19 protein-coding genes and 2 pseudogenes are annotated in these 14,751 nt (G+C 60.5%); 7 read left to right on the top strand and 14 right to left on the bottom strand.

The annotated features are described in order from the left end of the window. Window positions 1–133 precede the first annotated feature (133 nt). On the top strand, window positions 134–1,096 hold the full coding sequence (locus ABNP31_RS12885; protein ID WP_238066299.1) for an AraC family transcriptional regulator: 963 nt from the start codon (window positions 134–136) through the stop codon (window positions 1,094–1,096). A gap of 260 nt (window positions 1,097–1,356) precedes the next feature. Here the strand turns inward: ABNP31_RS12885 and ABNP31_RS12880 are convergent. Then, window positions 1,357–1,557: pseudogene (locus tag ABNP31_RS12880) on the bottom strand (Lrp/AsnC family transcriptional regulator); the annotation flags it as partial. A 145-nt stretch (window positions 1,558–1,702) separates the two neighbouring features. Here ABNP31_RS12880 and ABNP31_RS12875 point away from each other — a divergent pair. The 3 genes from ABNP31_RS12875 to ABNP31_RS12865 all read left to right on the top strand — a co-directional run bounded on the left by ABNP31_RS12875 (window position 1,703) and on the right by ABNP31_RS12865 (window position 3,581). Then, a complete protein-coding gene (locus ABNP31_RS12875) occupies window positions 1,703–2,017 on the top strand; it encodes a hypothetical protein (protein ID WP_075045255.1) in 315 nt (104 codons plus the stop codon). Window positions 2,018–2,083: 66 nt separating this feature from the next. Next, on the top strand, window positions 2,084–2,461 hold the full coding sequence (locus ABNP31_RS12870; protein ID WP_238066298.1) for an NUDIX domain-containing protein: 378 nt from the start codon (window positions 2,084–2,086) through the stop codon (window positions 2,459–2,461). Window positions 2,462–2,573: 112 nt separating this feature from the next. Then, window positions 2,574–3,581 carry a zinc-binding alcohol dehydrogenase family protein gene (locus ABNP31_RS12865; RefSeq protein WP_350013378.1) on the top strand — a complete coding sequence of 336 codons (1,008 nt, stop codon included), beginning with the start codon at window positions 2,574–2,576 and terminating at the stop codon, window positions 3,579–3,581. 49 nt (window positions 3,582–3,630) lie between these two features. Here ABNP31_RS12865 and ABNP31_RS12860 read toward each other — a convergent pair whose 3' ends face one another. Further along, window positions 3,631–4,614, bottom strand: coding sequence for a LysR family transcriptional regulator (locus ABNP31_RS12860; protein WP_085664860.1), 984 nt, complete (start codon window positions 4,612–4,614; stop codon window positions 3,631–3,633). Window positions 4,615–4,728: 114 nt separating this feature from the next. Here ABNP31_RS12860 and ABNP31_RS12855 point away from each other — a divergent pair, with 114 nt between their 5' ends. Further along, on the top strand, window positions 4,729–5,145 hold the full coding sequence (locus tag ABNP31_RS12855; protein WP_350013377.1) for a low affinity iron permease family protein: 417 nt from the start codon (window positions 4,729–4,731) through the stop codon (window positions 5,143–5,145). Between the two features lie 156 nt (window positions 5,146–5,301). Here ABNP31_RS12855 and ABNP31_RS12850 read toward each other — a convergent pair. The 10 genes and pseudogenes from ABNP31_RS12850 to ABNP31_RS12805 form a co-directional block, all read right to left on the bottom strand. Beyond that, a pseudogene (locus tag ABNP31_RS12850) lies at window positions 5,302–5,451 on the bottom strand (M42 family peptidase); the annotation flags it as partial. A 102-nt stretch (window positions 5,452–5,553) separates the two neighbouring features. Continuing rightward, the gene (locus ABNP31_RS12845) at window positions 5,554–6,360 is read right to left on the bottom strand and encodes a DUF3618 domain-containing protein (RefSeq protein WP_085664862.1); all 807 of its coding nucleotides are present in this window, start codon (window positions 6,358–6,360) and stop codon (window positions 5,554–5,556) included. Further along, window positions 6,357–6,785 carry a phage holin family protein gene (locus tag ABNP31_RS12840; RefSeq protein ID WP_085664863.1) on the bottom strand — a complete coding sequence of 143 codons (429 nt, stop codon included), beginning with the start codon at window positions 6,783–6,785 and terminating at the stop codon, window positions 6,357–6,359. Before ABNP31_RS12840 ends, ABNP31_RS12845 begins: the two co-directional genes overlap by 4 nt. Beyond that, a complete protein-coding gene (locus ABNP31_RS12835) occupies window positions 6,785–7,372 on the bottom strand; it encodes a hypothetical protein (RefSeq protein WP_350013376.1) in 588 nt (195 codons plus the stop codon). The genes ABNP31_RS12840 and ABNP31_RS12835 overlap by 1 nt, the downstream gene beginning before the upstream one ends. Before the next feature lie 240 nt (window positions 7,373–7,612). Beyond that, window positions 7,613–8,137, bottom strand: a complete 525-nt coding sequence (locus ABNP31_RS12830; protein WP_025339189.1) for a hypothetical protein — start codon at window positions 8,135–8,137, stop codon at window positions 7,613–7,615. Window positions 8,138–8,244: 107 nt separating this feature from the next. Next, window positions 8,245–8,541 carry a DUF6555 family protein gene (locus ABNP31_RS12825; protein ID WP_025339190.1) on the bottom strand — a complete coding sequence of 99 codons (297 nt, stop codon included), beginning with the start codon at window positions 8,539–8,541 and terminating at the stop codon, window positions 8,245–8,247. Between the two features lie 112 nt (window positions 8,542–8,653). Next, window positions 8,654–9,367 (bottom strand): DUF72 domain-containing protein, encoded by a 714-nt coding sequence (locus tag ABNP31_RS12820; RefSeq protein ID WP_085664865.1) that lies wholly within the window; start codon window positions 9,365–9,367, stop codon window positions 8,654–8,656. Further along, window positions 9,368–9,664, bottom strand: coding sequence for a hypothetical protein (locus tag ABNP31_RS12815; RefSeq protein ID WP_085664866.1), 297 nt, complete (start codon window positions 9,662–9,664; stop codon window positions 9,368–9,370). An 18-nt stretch (window positions 9,665–9,682) separates the two neighbouring features. Beyond that, window positions 9,683–9,901, bottom strand: coding sequence for a hypothetical protein (locus ABNP31_RS12810; protein WP_003258752.1), 219 nt, complete (start codon window positions 9,899–9,901; stop codon window positions 9,683–9,685). 117 nt (window positions 9,902–10,018) lie between these two features. Next, entirely contained in the window at window positions 10,019–10,261 is a 243-nt protein-coding gene (locus ABNP31_RS12805) for a hypothetical protein (protein WP_414058091.1), read from the bottom strand. A 148-nt stretch (window positions 10,262–10,409) separates the two neighbouring features. On the opposite strand from ABNP31_RS12805, the gene ABNP31_RS12800 reads away from it, so the two are divergent. Beyond that, a complete protein-coding gene (locus ABNP31_RS12800) occupies window positions 10,410–12,197 on the top strand; it encodes a thiamine pyrophosphate-requiring protein (protein WP_238066293.1) in 1,788 nt (595 codons plus the stop codon). A gap of 21 nt (window positions 12,198–12,218) precedes the next feature. On the opposite strand, the gene ABNP31_RS12795 is transcribed toward ABNP31_RS12800, so the two are convergent. Both ABNP31_RS12795 and ABNP31_RS12790 read right to left on the bottom strand, forming a co-directional pair. After that, window positions 12,219–12,677 (bottom strand): MaoC family dehydratase, encoded by a 459-nt coding sequence (locus ABNP31_RS12795; protein WP_085664868.1) that lies wholly within the window; start codon window positions 12,675–12,677, stop codon window positions 12,219–12,221. A gap of 100 nt (window positions 12,678–12,777) precedes the next feature. Beyond that, on the bottom strand, window positions 12,778–13,668 hold the full coding sequence (locus ABNP31_RS12790) for a LysR family transcriptional regulator (RefSeq protein ID WP_075045265.1): 891 nt from the start codon (window positions 13,666–13,668) through the stop codon (window positions 12,778–12,780). Between the two features lie 127 nt (window positions 13,669–13,795). Here ABNP31_RS12790 and ABNP31_RS12785 point away from each other — a divergent pair, with 127 nt between their 5' ends. Continuing rightward, window positions 13,796–14,626, top strand: a complete 831-nt coding sequence (locus ABNP31_RS12785; protein ID WP_238066291.1) for an oxidoreductase — start codon at window positions 13,796–13,798, stop codon at window positions 14,624–14,626. Window positions 14,627–14,751 lie beyond the last annotated feature (125 nt).

Raw genomic sequence — 14,751 nt, 5'->3', positions numbered from 1 at the left:
TCGCGAAAAACGGCGTATCAGTAGATCAAACGACCAGTTTTCTTGCCTGATTCTCCAGACCCTGTTGGCGGGGCATGGACAGCGTAAGTTACCCACGAGTAGTGTCTTTCCAAGAGATGACCTGAGGCTTCCTATGTCCGCCACCACACAACCGACCTCACACGCGCACCCGATGGCCACGCTGTGCAAGGTCATCGGCGCGCACGCGCCAACGGCTGGCGATTTCGCGACACGCATCGCAGACCTCAGCGTCTACCGACGCAACGCACCGGCCCCACCGGTCACCTGTATCGTCGAGCCAAGCATCGTGCTGGTCGTGCAGGGCGCCAAGGAAATGGTCATCGGCGGCGACGTGTTCCCTTATGACTCGACCCGGTTCCTGGTCACCTCGCTGAACATCCCCGCCCATTCGGCAGTGACGATGGCCAGCGAAGACGCACCTTGCCTGGGCCTGGCGTTCAAGCTCGACCTGCGCACTCTGGCAGAGTTGATCGCGCAAGACGGCCGCCTGCCGGCGGGCAGCCAGTCTGTTCACACAAGCGCCGGCGTGGGTTTGCTAAGCCCGAAGCTGCAGGAGAGCTTCAGCCGACTGATCGGGCTTTTGGAAGAGCCTGATGCGATACCCGTGCTCTGGCCGCTGATTCAGCGAGAAATCCACTATCGGTTGCTACAGAGCGACCAGGCCCCCCTGCTCCGCTACATCGCCTCGGTCGGCAGCAAGGGGCATCGAATCGCCAAGGCCATCGACTGGCTGAAGCTGAACTATGCCGCGCCGTTGCGGGTAGATGAATTGGCCTCTCGGGTGCAGATGGGGCTTTCAACCTTCCATCAGCACTTCCGCCGGCTCACCGCGATGAGCCCGCTGCAGTATCAGAAATGGTTGAGGTTGAACGAGGCAAAACGGTTGATGCTCAATGAACACCTGGATGCTGCCACGGCAGCCTTCAAGGTCGGCTATGAAAGCCCTTCGCAGTTCAGTCGCGAATATGGGCGGCAGTTCGGTACGCCGCCGAAACGCGATATTTCGGAGTTACGCCTGGGTGCAGAAAGAATGGAACAGGGCGACTGCCTTCCTTGGCCTTTGACTACGAAATAGCGACCTCTGGTGCCTTGGGATACACAGCGCGTTGGCTTCTTCGCGGGCATGCCCGCTCCCACAGAGACCGCGCATGCCTTGCAACAATCTTCTGGCCTGCACGGGTCCTTGTAGGAGCGGCCTTGTGTCGCGAAAGGGCTGCGAAGCAGCCCCGGCAATTGGTGCATCTGGGCTGAAACCCTGGGGCTGCCTTGCAGCCCTCTCGCGACACAAGGCCGCTCCTACAACAGCTGACCGCGTTGCGCTGCCATGGCTTTCTGTCAGGCATCGACAGCCTGCTGCAGCCCTCCTCCCAGCGGCAATTCATACGATTTCTTCACCGTACGCACCACCAACGTCGAGGAATAAGTGCGAATCGGAATATCCCGGTAAGTGTCGAGAAAGCGGTAGATATAGTCGGTGTACTCGGTGGCATCGCGAAACTTGGCAACCATCACGAAGTCGAACTCGCCTTCAGATAGGTTCCTGGCCGCACACCAACATTTCGCACCCTTGAAATTAATGCGTTTAGTCAGCTTGCCAAATATTCCTTGCACACCGCGGGAACGGGCCTCGGTCATAACAGTACACACAGACCTTCCTGTGTCTGACCTGAGGTAAGCGATCATGGCAAACAATCAAGACAAGGGTGGCAACCAAGGCAATGCTGACACCGGCATGGGTAACAACACTGCCGGCACCGGCCAGCAAGGCGGCCAGGGTTCGGGCGGCCGGATGCCCGGCCAACAGCAGCAAGGTGGCAGCCAGTCCGGCCAGAAACCTGAGGACAAGATGAACAAGGACTGGGAACGTTCCCGTGACACAGGGAGTCAAGGCGGCCAACGTACGACCGACAAGCAGAACCAGAACCTGACAGACAAGGACCGCATGGGCGGCCAGCAAAACCAGGCAGATGATCAACAGTGGGATAAAGATCGCTGATCATCCGCAGCCGGCATCAGGGTGAGTTTTGCCCTGATGCCACCTCCAACGTACGGGAGGCTCCTGATGAACAACTCCAGAGAACGGCATTCGACGGTCATTTGCCTGCAAGCAGGACGCATCCTTTTCGTGCGCAAGCAAAGCGCTGAATGGTCGTTGCCAGGCGGGAAAATAGATCCGGGCGAGCATCATCTGGACGCTGCGCAGCGCGAGCTGATGGAGGAGACTTGCCTACCCTTCAATGGTGCTCGATTCCTCAACCACTACGTGCTCGCAGGCGAGGAACATTACCTTTATCAGCTGCCTGTCGAACCTGGCGCAAAACCTACCGCAAATCACGAGATCATGGAGTGCCGCTGGTTTACAGCGCCTGAACTTCACGAAGTGCAGGTCAAGCCGTCCAACATCCAACTGCTTGAACGAGAGCACCTGCTCCCTGTGTAGAGGTACCCGATTATCAGCGAAACGCGGAAAGTGTTCCGGCAACAACCTGGTTTTTCAGGGGGCTCGACGCGATTAACCTGCCACCACTGCTCACCTGAAAGGTCACATCCCAATGAAAGCAATTGTCTATGACACCCCCGGCCTCCCGATCCAGGATTCCCGATCGTTGTACGAGCACGATCTGCCCAATCCCATACCCGGTGCCAGGGACCTGTTGGTGGAAATCAAAGCCATCGCGGTAAACCCTGTCGACACCAAGGTCAGAGCCAGCCGCAGCGGTGACCACCCTCAAGTGTTGGGATGGGATGCCGTGGGGATCGTTCGCGAAGTCGGCGCCGAGGTGTCGTTGTTCCAGCCTGGCGACGAAGTGTTCTATGCCGGTGCAATCGACCGCCCGGGCAGTTACAGCGAATATCACCTGGTCGACGAGCGAATCGTCGGGCACAAGCCTCGTAGTCTGGACAATGCCAGCGCCGCAGCCTTGCCGCTCACATCCATCACCGCCTGGGAATTGCTGTTCGACCGCCTGGGTGTGGAGGAAAATGGCGGCGCTGGCAAGAGCCTGCTGATCATCGGTGCCAGCGGCGGTGTTGGTTCGATCCTGGTACAGCTTGCACGCAAGCTTACCCAGCTCAAGGTGATCGGTACCGCGTCACGCCCTGAAACCCAGGCCTGGGTCAGCGAACTCGGGGCACATCATGTCATCGACCATTCGGCATCCTTTGCCCTGCAACTGGAACAACTTCAGTTCAACTCGGTGGATTACGTCATCAGCCTGACCCACACCGATGCGTACCTCGCGCAGATCGTCGAAGTGCTGCGCCCACAGGGCAAGCTCGCGCTGATCGATGACCCTCAGCATCTCGATATCGTGCCGTTCAAGCGCAAATCGCTGTCGGTGCACTGGGAGCTCATGTTCACTCGCTCGCTGTACCAGACCGAGGACATGATCAAACAGCACCACCTGCTGGAAAAGGTATCGGCGCTGGTCGACGAGGGGGTCATCAAGACCACCGTCGGCGAGCACTTCGGCAGCATCAGTGCCAGCAACCTCAAACGCGCCCATGCCCTGATCGAAAGCGGCAAGGCAAAAGGCAAGATCGTTCTGGAAGGCTTCTGATCACTCGCCCGGTCAACACAACGAAGGCGGGGCCATGAGCCCCGTCACCTTATCCATCAGCAGCGATGAGCTGCTCGAAACGCTCCGCCAGAAACGCTCTGAGCACCTGCACAGCAGGTGTGAGCGATGTTCGATGAGCGCACACCAGCTGCAACGGCGCAGGTTGACCGTAATCGCCGGGAAACAACTCGATCAGCCGCCCGGCACGTATGTCCGCCAGCACGTCCAGCCTGGATTTGTAAACGACCCCCAATCCGTCAACACCCCAACGCCGAACGATATCGGCGTCATCGCTCACGCGGTCGCCTGTGACTTGCACGGTCTTGACGCCATCGGGCAAATGGAAGCTCCATCGCTCGTAGGTTTGCTCGCCCATCACATACCGCAGGCAATTATGCCTGCCCAGATCTTCCAAGGCCCCTGGTGCCCCATGTCGTGCCAGGTAATGTGGCGAGGCGCAGACCGTTCTGCGATTTCCAGGGGCAAGCATCAGTGAAACAAGGCTGGAATCTGCCAGCTGCCCATATCGGATAGTCGCATCCAGTTGCTGGCCGACAAGGTCGGCCACCTGATCGCTGATCCGCAGTTGCAGCATCACCTTGGGGTGCAATCGCTGGAAATCGTCCAACCAGGGCAGCAGCAGATTCCTGCCAATATCCGAGGGCATGGACAGGCGAAGTGTACCCGCGATCTCATCTCGCCCCTCGGTCAGCGCCAGCTCACCGTTGTCCAGTGCCTCCAAGGCCTGACGGGCATGAGGCAGATATCGCTCGCCATCAGCCGAAAGCCGCAAACGCCTCGTGGAACGCACGAACAACCTGGCACCCAGGCAGTTTTCCAGGCGCTGGACTGCGCCGCTGGCCAAGGCCGGTGAAATATCCAACAACCTGGCTGCTGCCGAGAAGCTGCCGGCAGAGGCTGTTGTGACGAAGACCTGAAGATCATCAACCCGAACTGTTTTCTTCACTGTGGAAAATTCTTGACCTGGCGCGAGGATCAAAGCGTAGCGGCAATGCTGATACCTGCCCAGCATTGGCTTGCAGGAATTGCAGCGCACCAGGTGTATCCCGTCATCCAGGCGAAAAAGCAAAAAAGATTTCAGCGCACCGCTGCGGTCAGAATCGTAGATAGCAGTGGAGATAACACCATGAAATTCGCGCTTTTCTGCCAATGGCTCGCCAAGCACGCTGGTAAACCCAGTACCTTCCTCATCGCCGTGATGCTCATCACCCTGTGGGCTGCCTCCGGGCCCTGGTTTCACTACAACGACACCTGGCAACTGATCGTCAACACATCGACGACCATCATCACTTTCCTGATGGTCTTTCTGATTCAGAACACCCAGAACCGTGACAACGACATCATCCACGTGAAGCTCGACGAACTGATCCGCGCTACAAAGTCCGCAGAGCAATCGGTACTAGGTCTCGAATCACTCGACAACCGAGAGATCCATCAACTTCGCAAGGAGTATCAGGCGATGGGCCGAAACTGCGAAACGGCCCCACAGTCGCCTCACGAACAGCAGGCAGACGATGCCGCTCGGGACAACCTGCAGCGCTAGAGGTCAATTATGGTCGTTCGTTGCGTGCTGTTCGTCCTGGCAGCCCAGCAGAAATTCAGCCAAGTTTTCAGCACAGGCTGAAATGCCGTCCAGGAGCACCATCTCAAAACCATGGGTATTCTCTGTAGGGATCGCGATACAGGCAAGCCCGGCGCGAATGACCCCCACCACGTTGCCGGCGGCATCGGTGTGCGTGTCATCGCAATAACTGCCGAGCTCTCGAAGGCAAATAGCCCGCACCTCATCCTCTTGCCCTCCGGGGCCACGGGCATTGAGGAGTTCGGTCAACAACGCGTCGATCTTCAAAGCAGAGCCTCCCTGATTCAAGCTGCAAGCGATTGTCCGGCACACAGATAGCCGCCGGCCCTCTGCCGGGGCAGTTGGGCCGACGACGAAGATGCCGCAGGATCAGGAATTGAAGCCCAACCCTGAGGAAAGGTCGGAGTCTCCAGGCCTGCGCTCTGCCTGTGTCGACGCTTTACCACTTGCCTGATCGAGCGACTCTTCGACCGACGCCTTCACCTCGCGACCCTTGGCCTTGAGTGTGTCGGTCAAGCGATCGCTGCTGGCGCCCATCAGCTGGTCTTCCTTGCGGGTACTGGGTAGCGCCGCCCCCAATGCCGCACCCAGTGCTATCCCCAAAGCGGCCAATACCAGCGGTTGCTCCTGAAGCAGATGATCGAACTGGCCTTTCAGAGCCGTGGCCTGGTCTGCGGCCTTGTGTGCCGAATGGCGCAGGGTATCTGCGGAAGCCCCCACGGAGTCGCGGGCGCCGCTGCCGAGTTCGCTGGCCCGATCGCGCATGTCATGGGCTTTCATGCGCACCTTCTGGCTGGCGTCGTGCACTGCCTCCCCCGCCTGCGCGAAAGCGCCCTTCACCGTGTCCACCGCGTCACCGAGCTTTTCGCCCAACCCCGGGCCCTGGTGCGCAGGCCCGGGGTTGAAGGGGCGGTTCTGGTTCAGGCCCAGCCAGGCCAGGCCCAGTACCGTCAGGGTAGCGGGTACGGGGTTGTTCTTGAGGGTGGTGCCCAGGTTCTGGAAGAACTCGCCGCCATTGCCTTTGGCATAGGCCAGGACTCGGTCGACCATCTGGCCCGGGCTCAGGCGCTGTTCGAGGGCGTCCACCAGATCGCTGATGTGCTCGCGCTTGGCGTTGATTTCCTGCTCGAGCAAGTCAGGGTCTTTGTGCGCTTCATGTTCGAAGGAAGTGGTCATGGCAGTTTCCTCTTCAGCGTGTCCTTGTCCTGCTGCATGGCATGCAAGGTGCGGTCAGGGGCCAGGTGCGTGGGTTCGAACTGTTTCTTGCCCGACTGCAACATGATGAACCCGATCACCAAGGTGACCGCGCCCACGATCAAGGCTGCCAGCCAAGGCTCGACCACCATCGCCAGGGCGTAGACTGCCGCCAGCAACAGGATGACGAAGCCCGCCAGCATAACGATCGCTCCCGCCGCCACCGCAGCCGTGCCGGCCTTCAGGGTGGCGAGGTTCTGCTGCAGCTCTGCCTTGGCCAGGGCCAGCTCTTTGGTGAACAGGTCCGGTACTTCCCGCATCAGTTGGCGCAACAAACCGCCAACACCGACGGCGTCGTCTTCCACCGTGTGCAGGCCTGGGGTGGTATGCAAGGGGTCTTTGTTCATCATTCACCTCCTTTGAGTGGATCGCGCTCGAACGGGCTGCCACTGACCGGCGTGCCTGCACCAGGGCCGACTGGGTCGACGGGGGTGAAAGGTTCACGGGTAGATACGTCGCTACCACGATCAGGCACTGACTGCGCGGGGCGGGACTGTTCCCAATCACCGGACGACGCAGGGGTGGTGGACTCATGGCTGGTGCTGGCTCGCATGAAACGCGACACGGCAAACCCGATGGCGACGCTACCGGCCAGGAAGAGCGCCGGGTTGCTCCTGGCCAACTGAGCACCACGCTGCAGCAGGCTTTCGGCACTTTCATGGCGTACCTGCTCGGCAAACTCACCCACGCACTCTGCTGCCTGGTTCAAGTACTGCGACAGTCCGAGACTGTCGTTGCCTTGCAGCGCAGCAGCAGCCGAACGCGCCCCTTCCTCGAGCGAATCAAGCTGATCGGCTGCGTTATCGCGGTAGTGTTCGAACTGCTCGCTGCCTTTGTGCCTGGCCTCGCCAAGCAGCGCACCGGCGTCATCGATCAAGGCATGTTCCTGGGTGCTGCCGGGTGGAGAGGTCGAGCTTTGATTGGTCTTGTCCATCGTTTCGCCCTCGAAGCGGATAGTTGGGTGGATGCCGTCTTTAATGGGGCATTCATTCGAGGGACGCAGGTGAGGCGGCAGGAGTTCAGCGTTTGTGATCTATGACATTTGCTTGGAGGCCCAGAGAAAATGGCGCAATCAAACCTGGTTGTTGGTACCGGAGCAAAGGCTTTGAAGGTGGCGGTAATCAAAGTCGACAACGATTGGAGCACCGCGTTGTCTCGGGGGCAGCCGCGCTGCTCAGGCCAGCTGGATGAATACCGCGTAAATACCGAGAATCATCCAGAAGACCAGGAATATCCAAGGTGTACGCAGCGAAAACAACAACGACTTGCGGTGCCCGGCCAGGGAGGTTTCCGCCTCGCTGAACAGTGGCGATTCGTCATATGCCAGACCCATCAGTGGCTCGCTGCGCAGAAGGTGGCTCTGTTTCAATTGCCAGTGCTCGATGATCTTGTAGGCCGCGCGAATGCCCGGCCAGGCATTGAGTGAACTCAACACGCCCAGCAATGCGAGAAACGGCGGAACCACCAGCGTGAACATCTCGCCCCAGCTCTGATTGAGGTTACCCATCGACGATACGAAGGCGATCACCAGAAACGACTGCGCGGCAAGATAGGCGTCAGTGCGGTTGGCGAGGATGCTGGTCTCGTACTGGATTTCACGGCGGTAGAAATCAAGGCGCTCTTTTGGCGAACCGAACATGCGGGCGTTCCGCTCGCTGATCTCGTGTTCAGGGGTGCCTGGAGTGATGATTCGCGGCACGTACTGGCTCCTGAAAGTGAGAATGATGGTGCCTCGAAACTTGAGAAGCGAACCCATGAGTGAAGGCCTGCCTGAAGATTTCAGGCAGGTCCTGGTCACAACAAGCTTCAGGTACCGCCGGTACCGCTATTGGAGAATTTCTTTACATCAATGGTCGGTGCGACGAACTCCGGCCCGTCGCCCGATACCCGCCAGCGCACATTGTTGATGCCGTAGCGCTCAGCCATCGGCCGGCTGACCTTCTTGATCTTGTGCTGGCCGAACCGCGGGATGATACCCACGCCGGCATCGCAACTTGCCCAGTGCCAGGCTTCGGCGTTGTCCATACGCTCGAGCCGGATGATGAAGGTGCGAAATTCCCCATGAAGCTCGTACTCGATCACATACAACTGCTGTCCAGCCATTGCACTCTCCTTCACCAATTCAGACTAATGGAGCGAGCAACGTGTAAAAAGATTCATTAATTTTGACTGGTTGGTCATCGCTCTTTTCCATCGCCATGTTTCCATCACGTCCTCAGCGCAAATGCCGCTCCAAAGCCAGTGCATCGGCTATCGCAGCACCGGAGGCGGTGTTGTCGAAAATGCACCAGGTGGGCACTCCGGCGGCAAGGCTGTGCTGCAAGCGTTCAGCCAGACGCTGCAGATATTCGTCGGGATACTCGCTGTGGTAGATCTTCGGTTCGCCATGCAGGCGCCAGTAGACCAGCCCTGGCCAACCACCCGGTTGCGCATCGGTAACGAAACGCGACGGGCTTGCGGCAACCTGGGCGATGCGCAAATCGACCAGCATCGGCTGCGCCGATTGCCAGCTGGCGTGCCTGGGCTCCAGCGCTACCGGCCCGTCATACCGTTGCCGCAGGCTTTCGAAGAAACGTCGCGCATGCTCGGGGTCATGGCCAAGCGATGGCGGCAGTTGTACCAGCAGGCAACCCAGGCGGTCGCCCAACTGCCCGCATTGAGCAAGAAACCTGTCCAGCGCGTCCTCACACCCGCAGAGCCGCTGCTCATGGCTGATGGCCTTGGGCACCTTCACCGCAAAGCGGAAATGCTCAGGCACGGACGCAGCCCAACGGGCGTAGGTTTCGGGGCGATGGGGTCGGTAGAAGGAACTGTTGATTTCCACCGCATTGAAGCGGCTGGCGTAGCGTTGCAGGTGGCTGCCGGGCTGCGCAAATGCCTCGGCGTAACGGCTCGGCAGGCTCCAGCCAGCGCAACCCAGATAAATCATTCAACTACCTGCTGGTTCGCCACGCAACGCCTCGCCCTCAGCCGCGACGCGCCGGGCATACCCCACACCCCACAGCAGCGCCCGCCTCATGGTTTCCCCTGCGCGCTGGTCGTAGATCCGTTCGCACAGCACGGAACCGTCGGTGCGATAGACACCGATGAACAACTGCGTGGCGCCTGTGCGTGACAAGCGCGTCTGCACTTCCAGGCAGGTGCCGGTGCCGAGCGTTTCCTCATGGGTTTGATGGTGCAGGATCGGGTCGCACCACCGTCTGTAGGTTTCACCTCTTCGTTTCATCTGCCAGCCCTCACCTTTTCATGGCTGCTGATAATGCCCCGGCGAAGTGCCTGGCTCATGGTCGTGCTCCAGACGCTGCACCTGCACGTCAGTGAAAGATGACGCTTCGTTGCGGTGCATGCCTTGCAGGTAATCGCGCGCCGCTTCGCGGCTCAGGTCCTCCTGGTCGCTGCGCAACTCGCAGGTGCCGGGTTGGTTGTCGAGGATGTAGCTGATCAGGTACAGGTACTTGGCCATCGCTGTAACTCCTGCTGGCTGAGTGAAATCGGGCGACTCAGCTCGATTGATCCTGGCTTGAGTGCAGCCGTTCAGCAGCGACGACGACCGGCTCAGAAACTCAGCGCCAGGCCGTCATCAGGGCGCCACGCGTGCCGTTGAACGGGTCTTGTGCGGGGTCGGGCACGGAAGCGATTCGCGCCAGCGCCTGCTGGTGCGCTGCGCTTTCTTGAACAGCGCCTCGAAGGCACTGGCGCAGTCTTGCGACGGGTTGAGTTGCAAGCGGTACAGCAATACCGGGAAACGGCTGTTCGGCGTTGCACCGTCGTCCTTGAAATACAAGGTCTGCACGGTGGCACCCGCAGTGTCTGTCGCATTCATGTCGAGCATCCTGATCCTGTTGTAGGTTCACTTGCGAACCCGATGGCTCATGCAAGGTTCCAGTCGGTAGACCAGTGCGCACACGCTTGAAACTTTCCCGATCCGAGCCAAGTCCAGACCCCTATCGGTCACAGGACGGGAGAAGACAATGACCAGCACGGTAGGCGACTTTCTGGTGGAGCGCTTGTATCAATGGGGGGTGCGGCGCATCTTCGGTTACCCCGGCGACGGCATCAACGGGGTATTCGGGGCGTTGAGCCGGGCCGAGGGCAAGATCCAGTTCATCCAGGCACGCCACGAGGAAATGGCGGCCTTCATGGCCAGCGCCCATGCCAAGTTCACCGGCGAATTGGGCGTGTGCATTGCCACCTCCGGCCCCGGCGCTTCACATCTGCTTACCGGCCTGTATGACGCGCGCATGGATCACCAGCCGGTGCTGGCCATCGTCGGTCAGCAGGCGCGAGCAGCGCTTGGCGGGCATTACCAGCAGGAGCTGGACCTGCTGTCGATGTTCAAGGACGTCGCAGGTGCCTTCGTCCAGCAGGCTTCGACCCCGGAACAGGTGCGCCACTTGCTCGATCGCGCTGTACGTACCGCCGTCGGCGAACGCCGGGTCACCGCCATCATCCTGCCCAACGACCTGCAGGACCTGCCCTACCACGAACCACCGAAAGCCCATGGCACGGTGCATTCCGGCATCGGCTACAGCAGGCCCAGGGTGGTGCCTTTCGAGCAGGACCTGCAACGTGCCGCCGAGGTACTCAACGCTGGGCGAAAAGTGGCGATCCTGGTCGGTGCCGGTGCACTGCAAGCCACCGAACAGGTGATAGCGGTAGCCGAAACGCTTGGTGCAGGTGTGGCCAAGGCGCTGCTGGGCAAGGCCGTAGTGCCAGACGACCTGCCCTGGGTCACCGGCGCCATCGGGCTGCTAGGTACCGAACCGAGTTATCGGTTGATGAGCGAATGCGACACCTTGATGATGATCGGTTCCGGCTTCCCCTACGCCGAGTTCCTGCCTGAGGAAGGCCAGGCCCGTGGCGTGCAGATCGATTTGCAGCCAGACATGCTCAGCCTGCGCTACCCCATGGAGGTCAACCTGGTCGGCGACGCCAGCGAAACGCTGCGGGCACTGCTGCCATTGCTCGAACACAAGACCGAGCGCCGTTGGCGCGACAAGGTCGAAGGCTGGCGCGCAGACTGGGACAAGACCCTGCAGAAACGCGCCTTGGTCAAGGCCGACCCGATCAACCCCCAGCGCGTGGTGCACGAACTCTCCCCTCGCCTGCCCGACCACGCCATCGTCACCAGCGACTCCGGGTCCTGCGCCAACTGGTTTGCCCGCGACCTGCAGATACGCCAGGGCATGCAGTGTTCGTTGTCCGGTGGCCTGGCCAGCATGGGTGCGGCGGTACCCTATGCCATCGCCGCCAAGTTCGCCCATCCGCGGCGCAGCGTGGTGGCATTGGTGGGTGACGGGGCGATGCAGATGAACAACCTGGCCGAGCTGATCACCGTCGCCAAGTACTGGCGCCTGTGGGAAAACCCCCAGTGGATCTGCGCGGTGTTCAACAACGAAGACCTCAACCAGGTGACCTGGGAGCAACGGGTAATGGAGGGCGACCCCAAGTTCGAGGCCTCACAGACGATTCCTGATGTGCCCTACCATCTGTTCGCCATCTCCATCGGTTTGCAAGGCATCTATGTGGAACGCGAAGAAGACATTGCCGACGCCTGGGAGCGAGCCCTGGCGGCTGACCGACCGGTGTTGATCGAGTTCAAGACCGATCCGGACGTACCTCCCTTGCCGCCGCACATCAAGCTTGAACAGGCGAAGAAGTTCGCCAGCAGCCTGCTCAAGGGCGACCCGGACCAGGCTGGGGTCATCGTGCAGACGGCCAGGCAAGTTCTCGGTTCGGTATTACCGGGCAAGAGATGAGATGTGCGCGGCAGCGGGGCCTTACACATCTGCCCGGCGAAACACCAATACCTTTGAAACAGTGGTTTGGCATACGGCATCGTCCTGATTGAGCGTGGTGCTTTCAAGGACAGCGAAGCCCCGGTCAGGCTTAGACTTCGACGCGGCAAGCTCCCTTATGGTTGTGGTCACTCGCAGCAGGTCACCTGGTCGCACGGCCCTTGGCCAGGTGATTTCGCTGCCGGCCCCGATGAGCCCTCCGGCCACAGGAACACTCTCTACCAATAACCGCATCGTGACTGCGGATGTATGCCAGCCGCTAGCAGCCAGCCCAGCAAAAAAGGTTTTTTGGGCAGCATCGGGGTCCGTATGGAATGGCTGGGGGTCGAACTCCGAGGCGAAGCTCAGGATCCGTTCCTGGGTCATTTCATACGAGCCGCTCATGAAGGACTCACCTACTTGCAAGTCCTCGAAAAAGAGCCTTTCAGGTGCAGAAGCCATGAGTTACCTCCGAGGTATGCGGGCAGCGACGGCAAAGCGAACGTCTGGAACTGGCGCCAGTTTAGCCCTTCCTTACCTGCCTCCAGAAGCCACGCTCACGCTAGCGCTGCTCCCGTACGAACTCGATAAAGGCCCGCAACGCCGCAGGCACCTGGCGGCGGCTCGGGTAGTACAGATACAGCCCCGGGTAGTAGTGACACCAGTCCCCCAGCACCTGCTGCAGATGGCCACGCTCCAGGTGCTCCTTGGCCATGTCTTCGAACACATAGGCCAGGCCGAGCCCTTGCAAGGCAGGCGCCAGCATCAGGCTGACGTCACCCAATACCAAGGGCCCCTGGACATCGACCTCCAGTTGCACGCCCCCGCGCTCGAATTCCCATCGATAAAGTGCGCCACCTGGGAAGCGGTGCCCGATGCAAGGTAGCTGCTTCAAGTCTTGCGGGTGCTGTGGAACAGGATATCGATCGAAGAACGCGGGCGCCGCTACCACCACCGAACGAAGGTAAGGGCCGATGGGCAGCGAAACCATGTCCGCCTGGAGTCGCTCCCCCAGGCGCACGCCGGCGTCAAAGCCGGTGCCCACCATGTCCACCAGCGCATCGTCACTGACGATTTCCAGGCGTATATCCGGATACGCCAGCAGAAAGCGATTGGCCAGTGGCAGTAGCGCGAGCTCTACTGCGGCGCGCCCGGCGGTGATGCGCAGGTTGCCTGACGGTTTGTCGCGGAAGTTGTTGAGGTCCTCCAGCGCGTCGGCGATGTCCCGAAAGGCCGGTTGCAGCCTCTGGTATAGACGCTCCCCGGCCTCGGTAAGCGCCACACTGCGCGTGGTGCGGTTGAACAGGCGAACATCAAGACGGGTTTCCAGGGCCCGCAGCGCATGGCTGAGGGCCGAGGGCGTAAGGCCCAGCTCGACCGCCGCGCGGCTGAAGTTCAGGTGGCGGGCAATACACAGGAACAGGGACAGATCGGCGGTGCTGGTTGGCTTCATTGCTGAAAGCTACTCAAAGGCCTATGTAATATTCATGGGATTATCACATCAATCCGAAGATTTTAAAGTTCGCTCAACTCATCGAGAAGGCCCGCATGGTGCAGGGTCGGATACAGGAGGAGTTGACATGCGTACCTGGCTCATTACTGGCGCTTCCCGCGGTTTCGGCACCCTGATCGCCCAACAGGCCCTGGCAGCGGGTGACGCCGTCATCGCAACGGCGCGTAACCCGGAAGACATCGAGGCTCGCCTTGGCCAGCACCCGAACCTGCTGGCCGTGCGGCTGGATGTGACCCGCGAAGAGGACGCCCATGCGGCGGTCGCTGCTGGCATCAAGCATTTCGGGCAAATCGACGTGCTGGTCAACAATGCCGGTTTTGGCGTGCTCGGCGCGGTAGAAGAAACCAGCGCCAGCGAAACCGAACGGCTGTTCGCCACCAACGTTTTCGGGCTGCTCAACGTAACCCGCGCCGTACTGCCCCACATGCGTCGCCAACGCAGCGGCCACGTGATCAACATCTCGTCGCTCGGCGGCTACCAGGCCTACATGGGCTGGGGGGTGTACGGTTCGACCAAGTTCGCGGTCGAAGGCATCAGCGAAGCGATGCATCAGGAGCTGGCCCCCTTGGGGATCAAGGTAACCGTGGTCGAGCCGGGCTTCTTCCGTACCGACTTCCTGGATGACCAATCGCTGGTGAAGACGGCGCTGGAGCTGCCTGACTACGCAGCCACCGTCGGCGTCATGCGCCACTACGCCGAGGCAGCCAACCATGCCCAGCCCGGCAACCCGGCGAAGCTGGCCGAAGCCCTGCTGGTCCTGGCCAATGCAGCGAACCCGCCACTGCGCCTGGCGCTGGGCAGCGACGCCGTCGCGCGCATCGAGGCCAAGAACAGCGCGGTCGAGCAAGAACTGGCCCAGTGGCGGGACCTGTCGCTCTCTACCGACTTTGCCGCGTAGCCGTTACACCGCATGCGCTCCCATAGAACTGCACATAACTCATTGAATTAGCAGGGACCCTGTGGGAGCGGCTTTAGCCGCGAACACCGGCGCAGCCGGTGCCATGCACCGCGTTGGATTCTTCG

The sequence above is a fragment of the Pseudomonas asiatica genome (genome assembly GCF_040214835.1).
Lineage (GTDB): Bacteria > Pseudomonadota > Gammaproteobacteria > Pseudomonadales > Pseudomonadaceae > Aquipseudomonas > Aquipseudomonas putida_Z.
This window is presented reverse-complemented; position numbering and strand designations above follow the sequence as displayed.

Coding starts and splice junctions, on each gene's coding strand:
- ABNP31_RS12885 (WP_238066299.1), top strand. CDS start 134: ATGTCCGCCACCACACAACCGACCTCACACGCGCACCCGATGGCCACG.
- ABNP31_RS12875 (WP_075045255.1), top strand. CDS start 1,703: ATGGCAAACAATCAAGACAAGGGTGGCAACCAAGGCAATGCTGACACC.
- ABNP31_RS12870 (WP_238066298.1), top strand. CDS start 2,084: ATGAACAACTCCAGAGAACGGCATTCGACGGTCATTTGCCTGCAAGCA.
- ABNP31_RS12865 (WP_350013378.1), top strand. CDS start 2,574: ATGAAAGCAATTGTCTATGACACCCCCGGCCTCCCGATCCAGGATTCC.
- ABNP31_RS12860 (WP_085664860.1), bottom strand. CDS start 4,614: ATGCTGGGCAGGTATCAGCATTGCCGCTACGCTTTGATCCTCGCGCCA.
- ABNP31_RS12855 (WP_350013377.1), top strand. CDS start 4,729: ATGAAATTCGCGCTTTTCTGCCAATGGCTCGCCAAGCACGCTGGTAAA.
- ABNP31_RS12845 (WP_085664862.1), bottom strand. CDS start 6,360: ATGACCACTTCCTTCGAACATGAAGCGCACAAAGACCCTGACTTGCTC.
- ABNP31_RS12840 (WP_085664863.1), bottom strand. CDS start 6,785: ATGAACAAAGACCCCTTGCATACCACCCCAGGCCTGCACACGGTGGAA.
- ABNP31_RS12835 (WP_350013376.1), bottom strand. CDS start 7,372: ATGGACAAGACCAATCAAAGCTCGACCTCTCCACCCGGCAGCACCCAG.
- ABNP31_RS12825 (WP_025339190.1), bottom strand. CDS start 8,541: ATGGCTGGACAGCAGTTGTATGTGATCGAGTACGAGCTTCATGGGGAA.
- ABNP31_RS12820 (WP_085664865.1), bottom strand. CDS start 9,367: ATGATTTATCTGGGTTGCGCTGGCTGGAGCCTGCCGAGCCGTTACGCC.
- ABNP31_RS12815 (WP_085664866.1), bottom strand. CDS start 9,664: ATGAAACGAAGAGGTGAAACCTACAGACGGTGGTGCGACCCGATCCTG.
- ABNP31_RS12810 (WP_003258752.1), bottom strand. CDS start 9,901: ATGGCCAAGTACCTGTACCTGATCAGCTACATCCTCGACAACCAACCC.
- ABNP31_RS12805 (WP_414058091.1), bottom strand. CDS start 10,261: ATGAATGCGACAGACACTGCGGGTGCCACCGTGCAGACCTTGTATTTC.
- ABNP31_RS12800 (WP_238066293.1), top strand. CDS start 10,410: ATGACCAGCACGGTAGGCGACTTTCTGGTGGAGCGCTTGTATCAATGG.
- ABNP31_RS12795 (WP_085664868.1), bottom strand. CDS start 12,677: ATGGCTTCTGCACCTGAAAGGCTCTTTTTCGAGGACTTGCAAGTAGGT.
- ABNP31_RS12790 (WP_075045265.1), bottom strand. CDS start 13,668: ATGAAGCCAACCAGCACCGCCGATCTGTCCCTGTTCCTGTGTATTGCC.
- ABNP31_RS12785 (WP_238066291.1), top strand. CDS start 13,796: ATGCGTACCTGGCTCATTACTGGCGCTTCCCGCGGTTTCGGCACCCTG.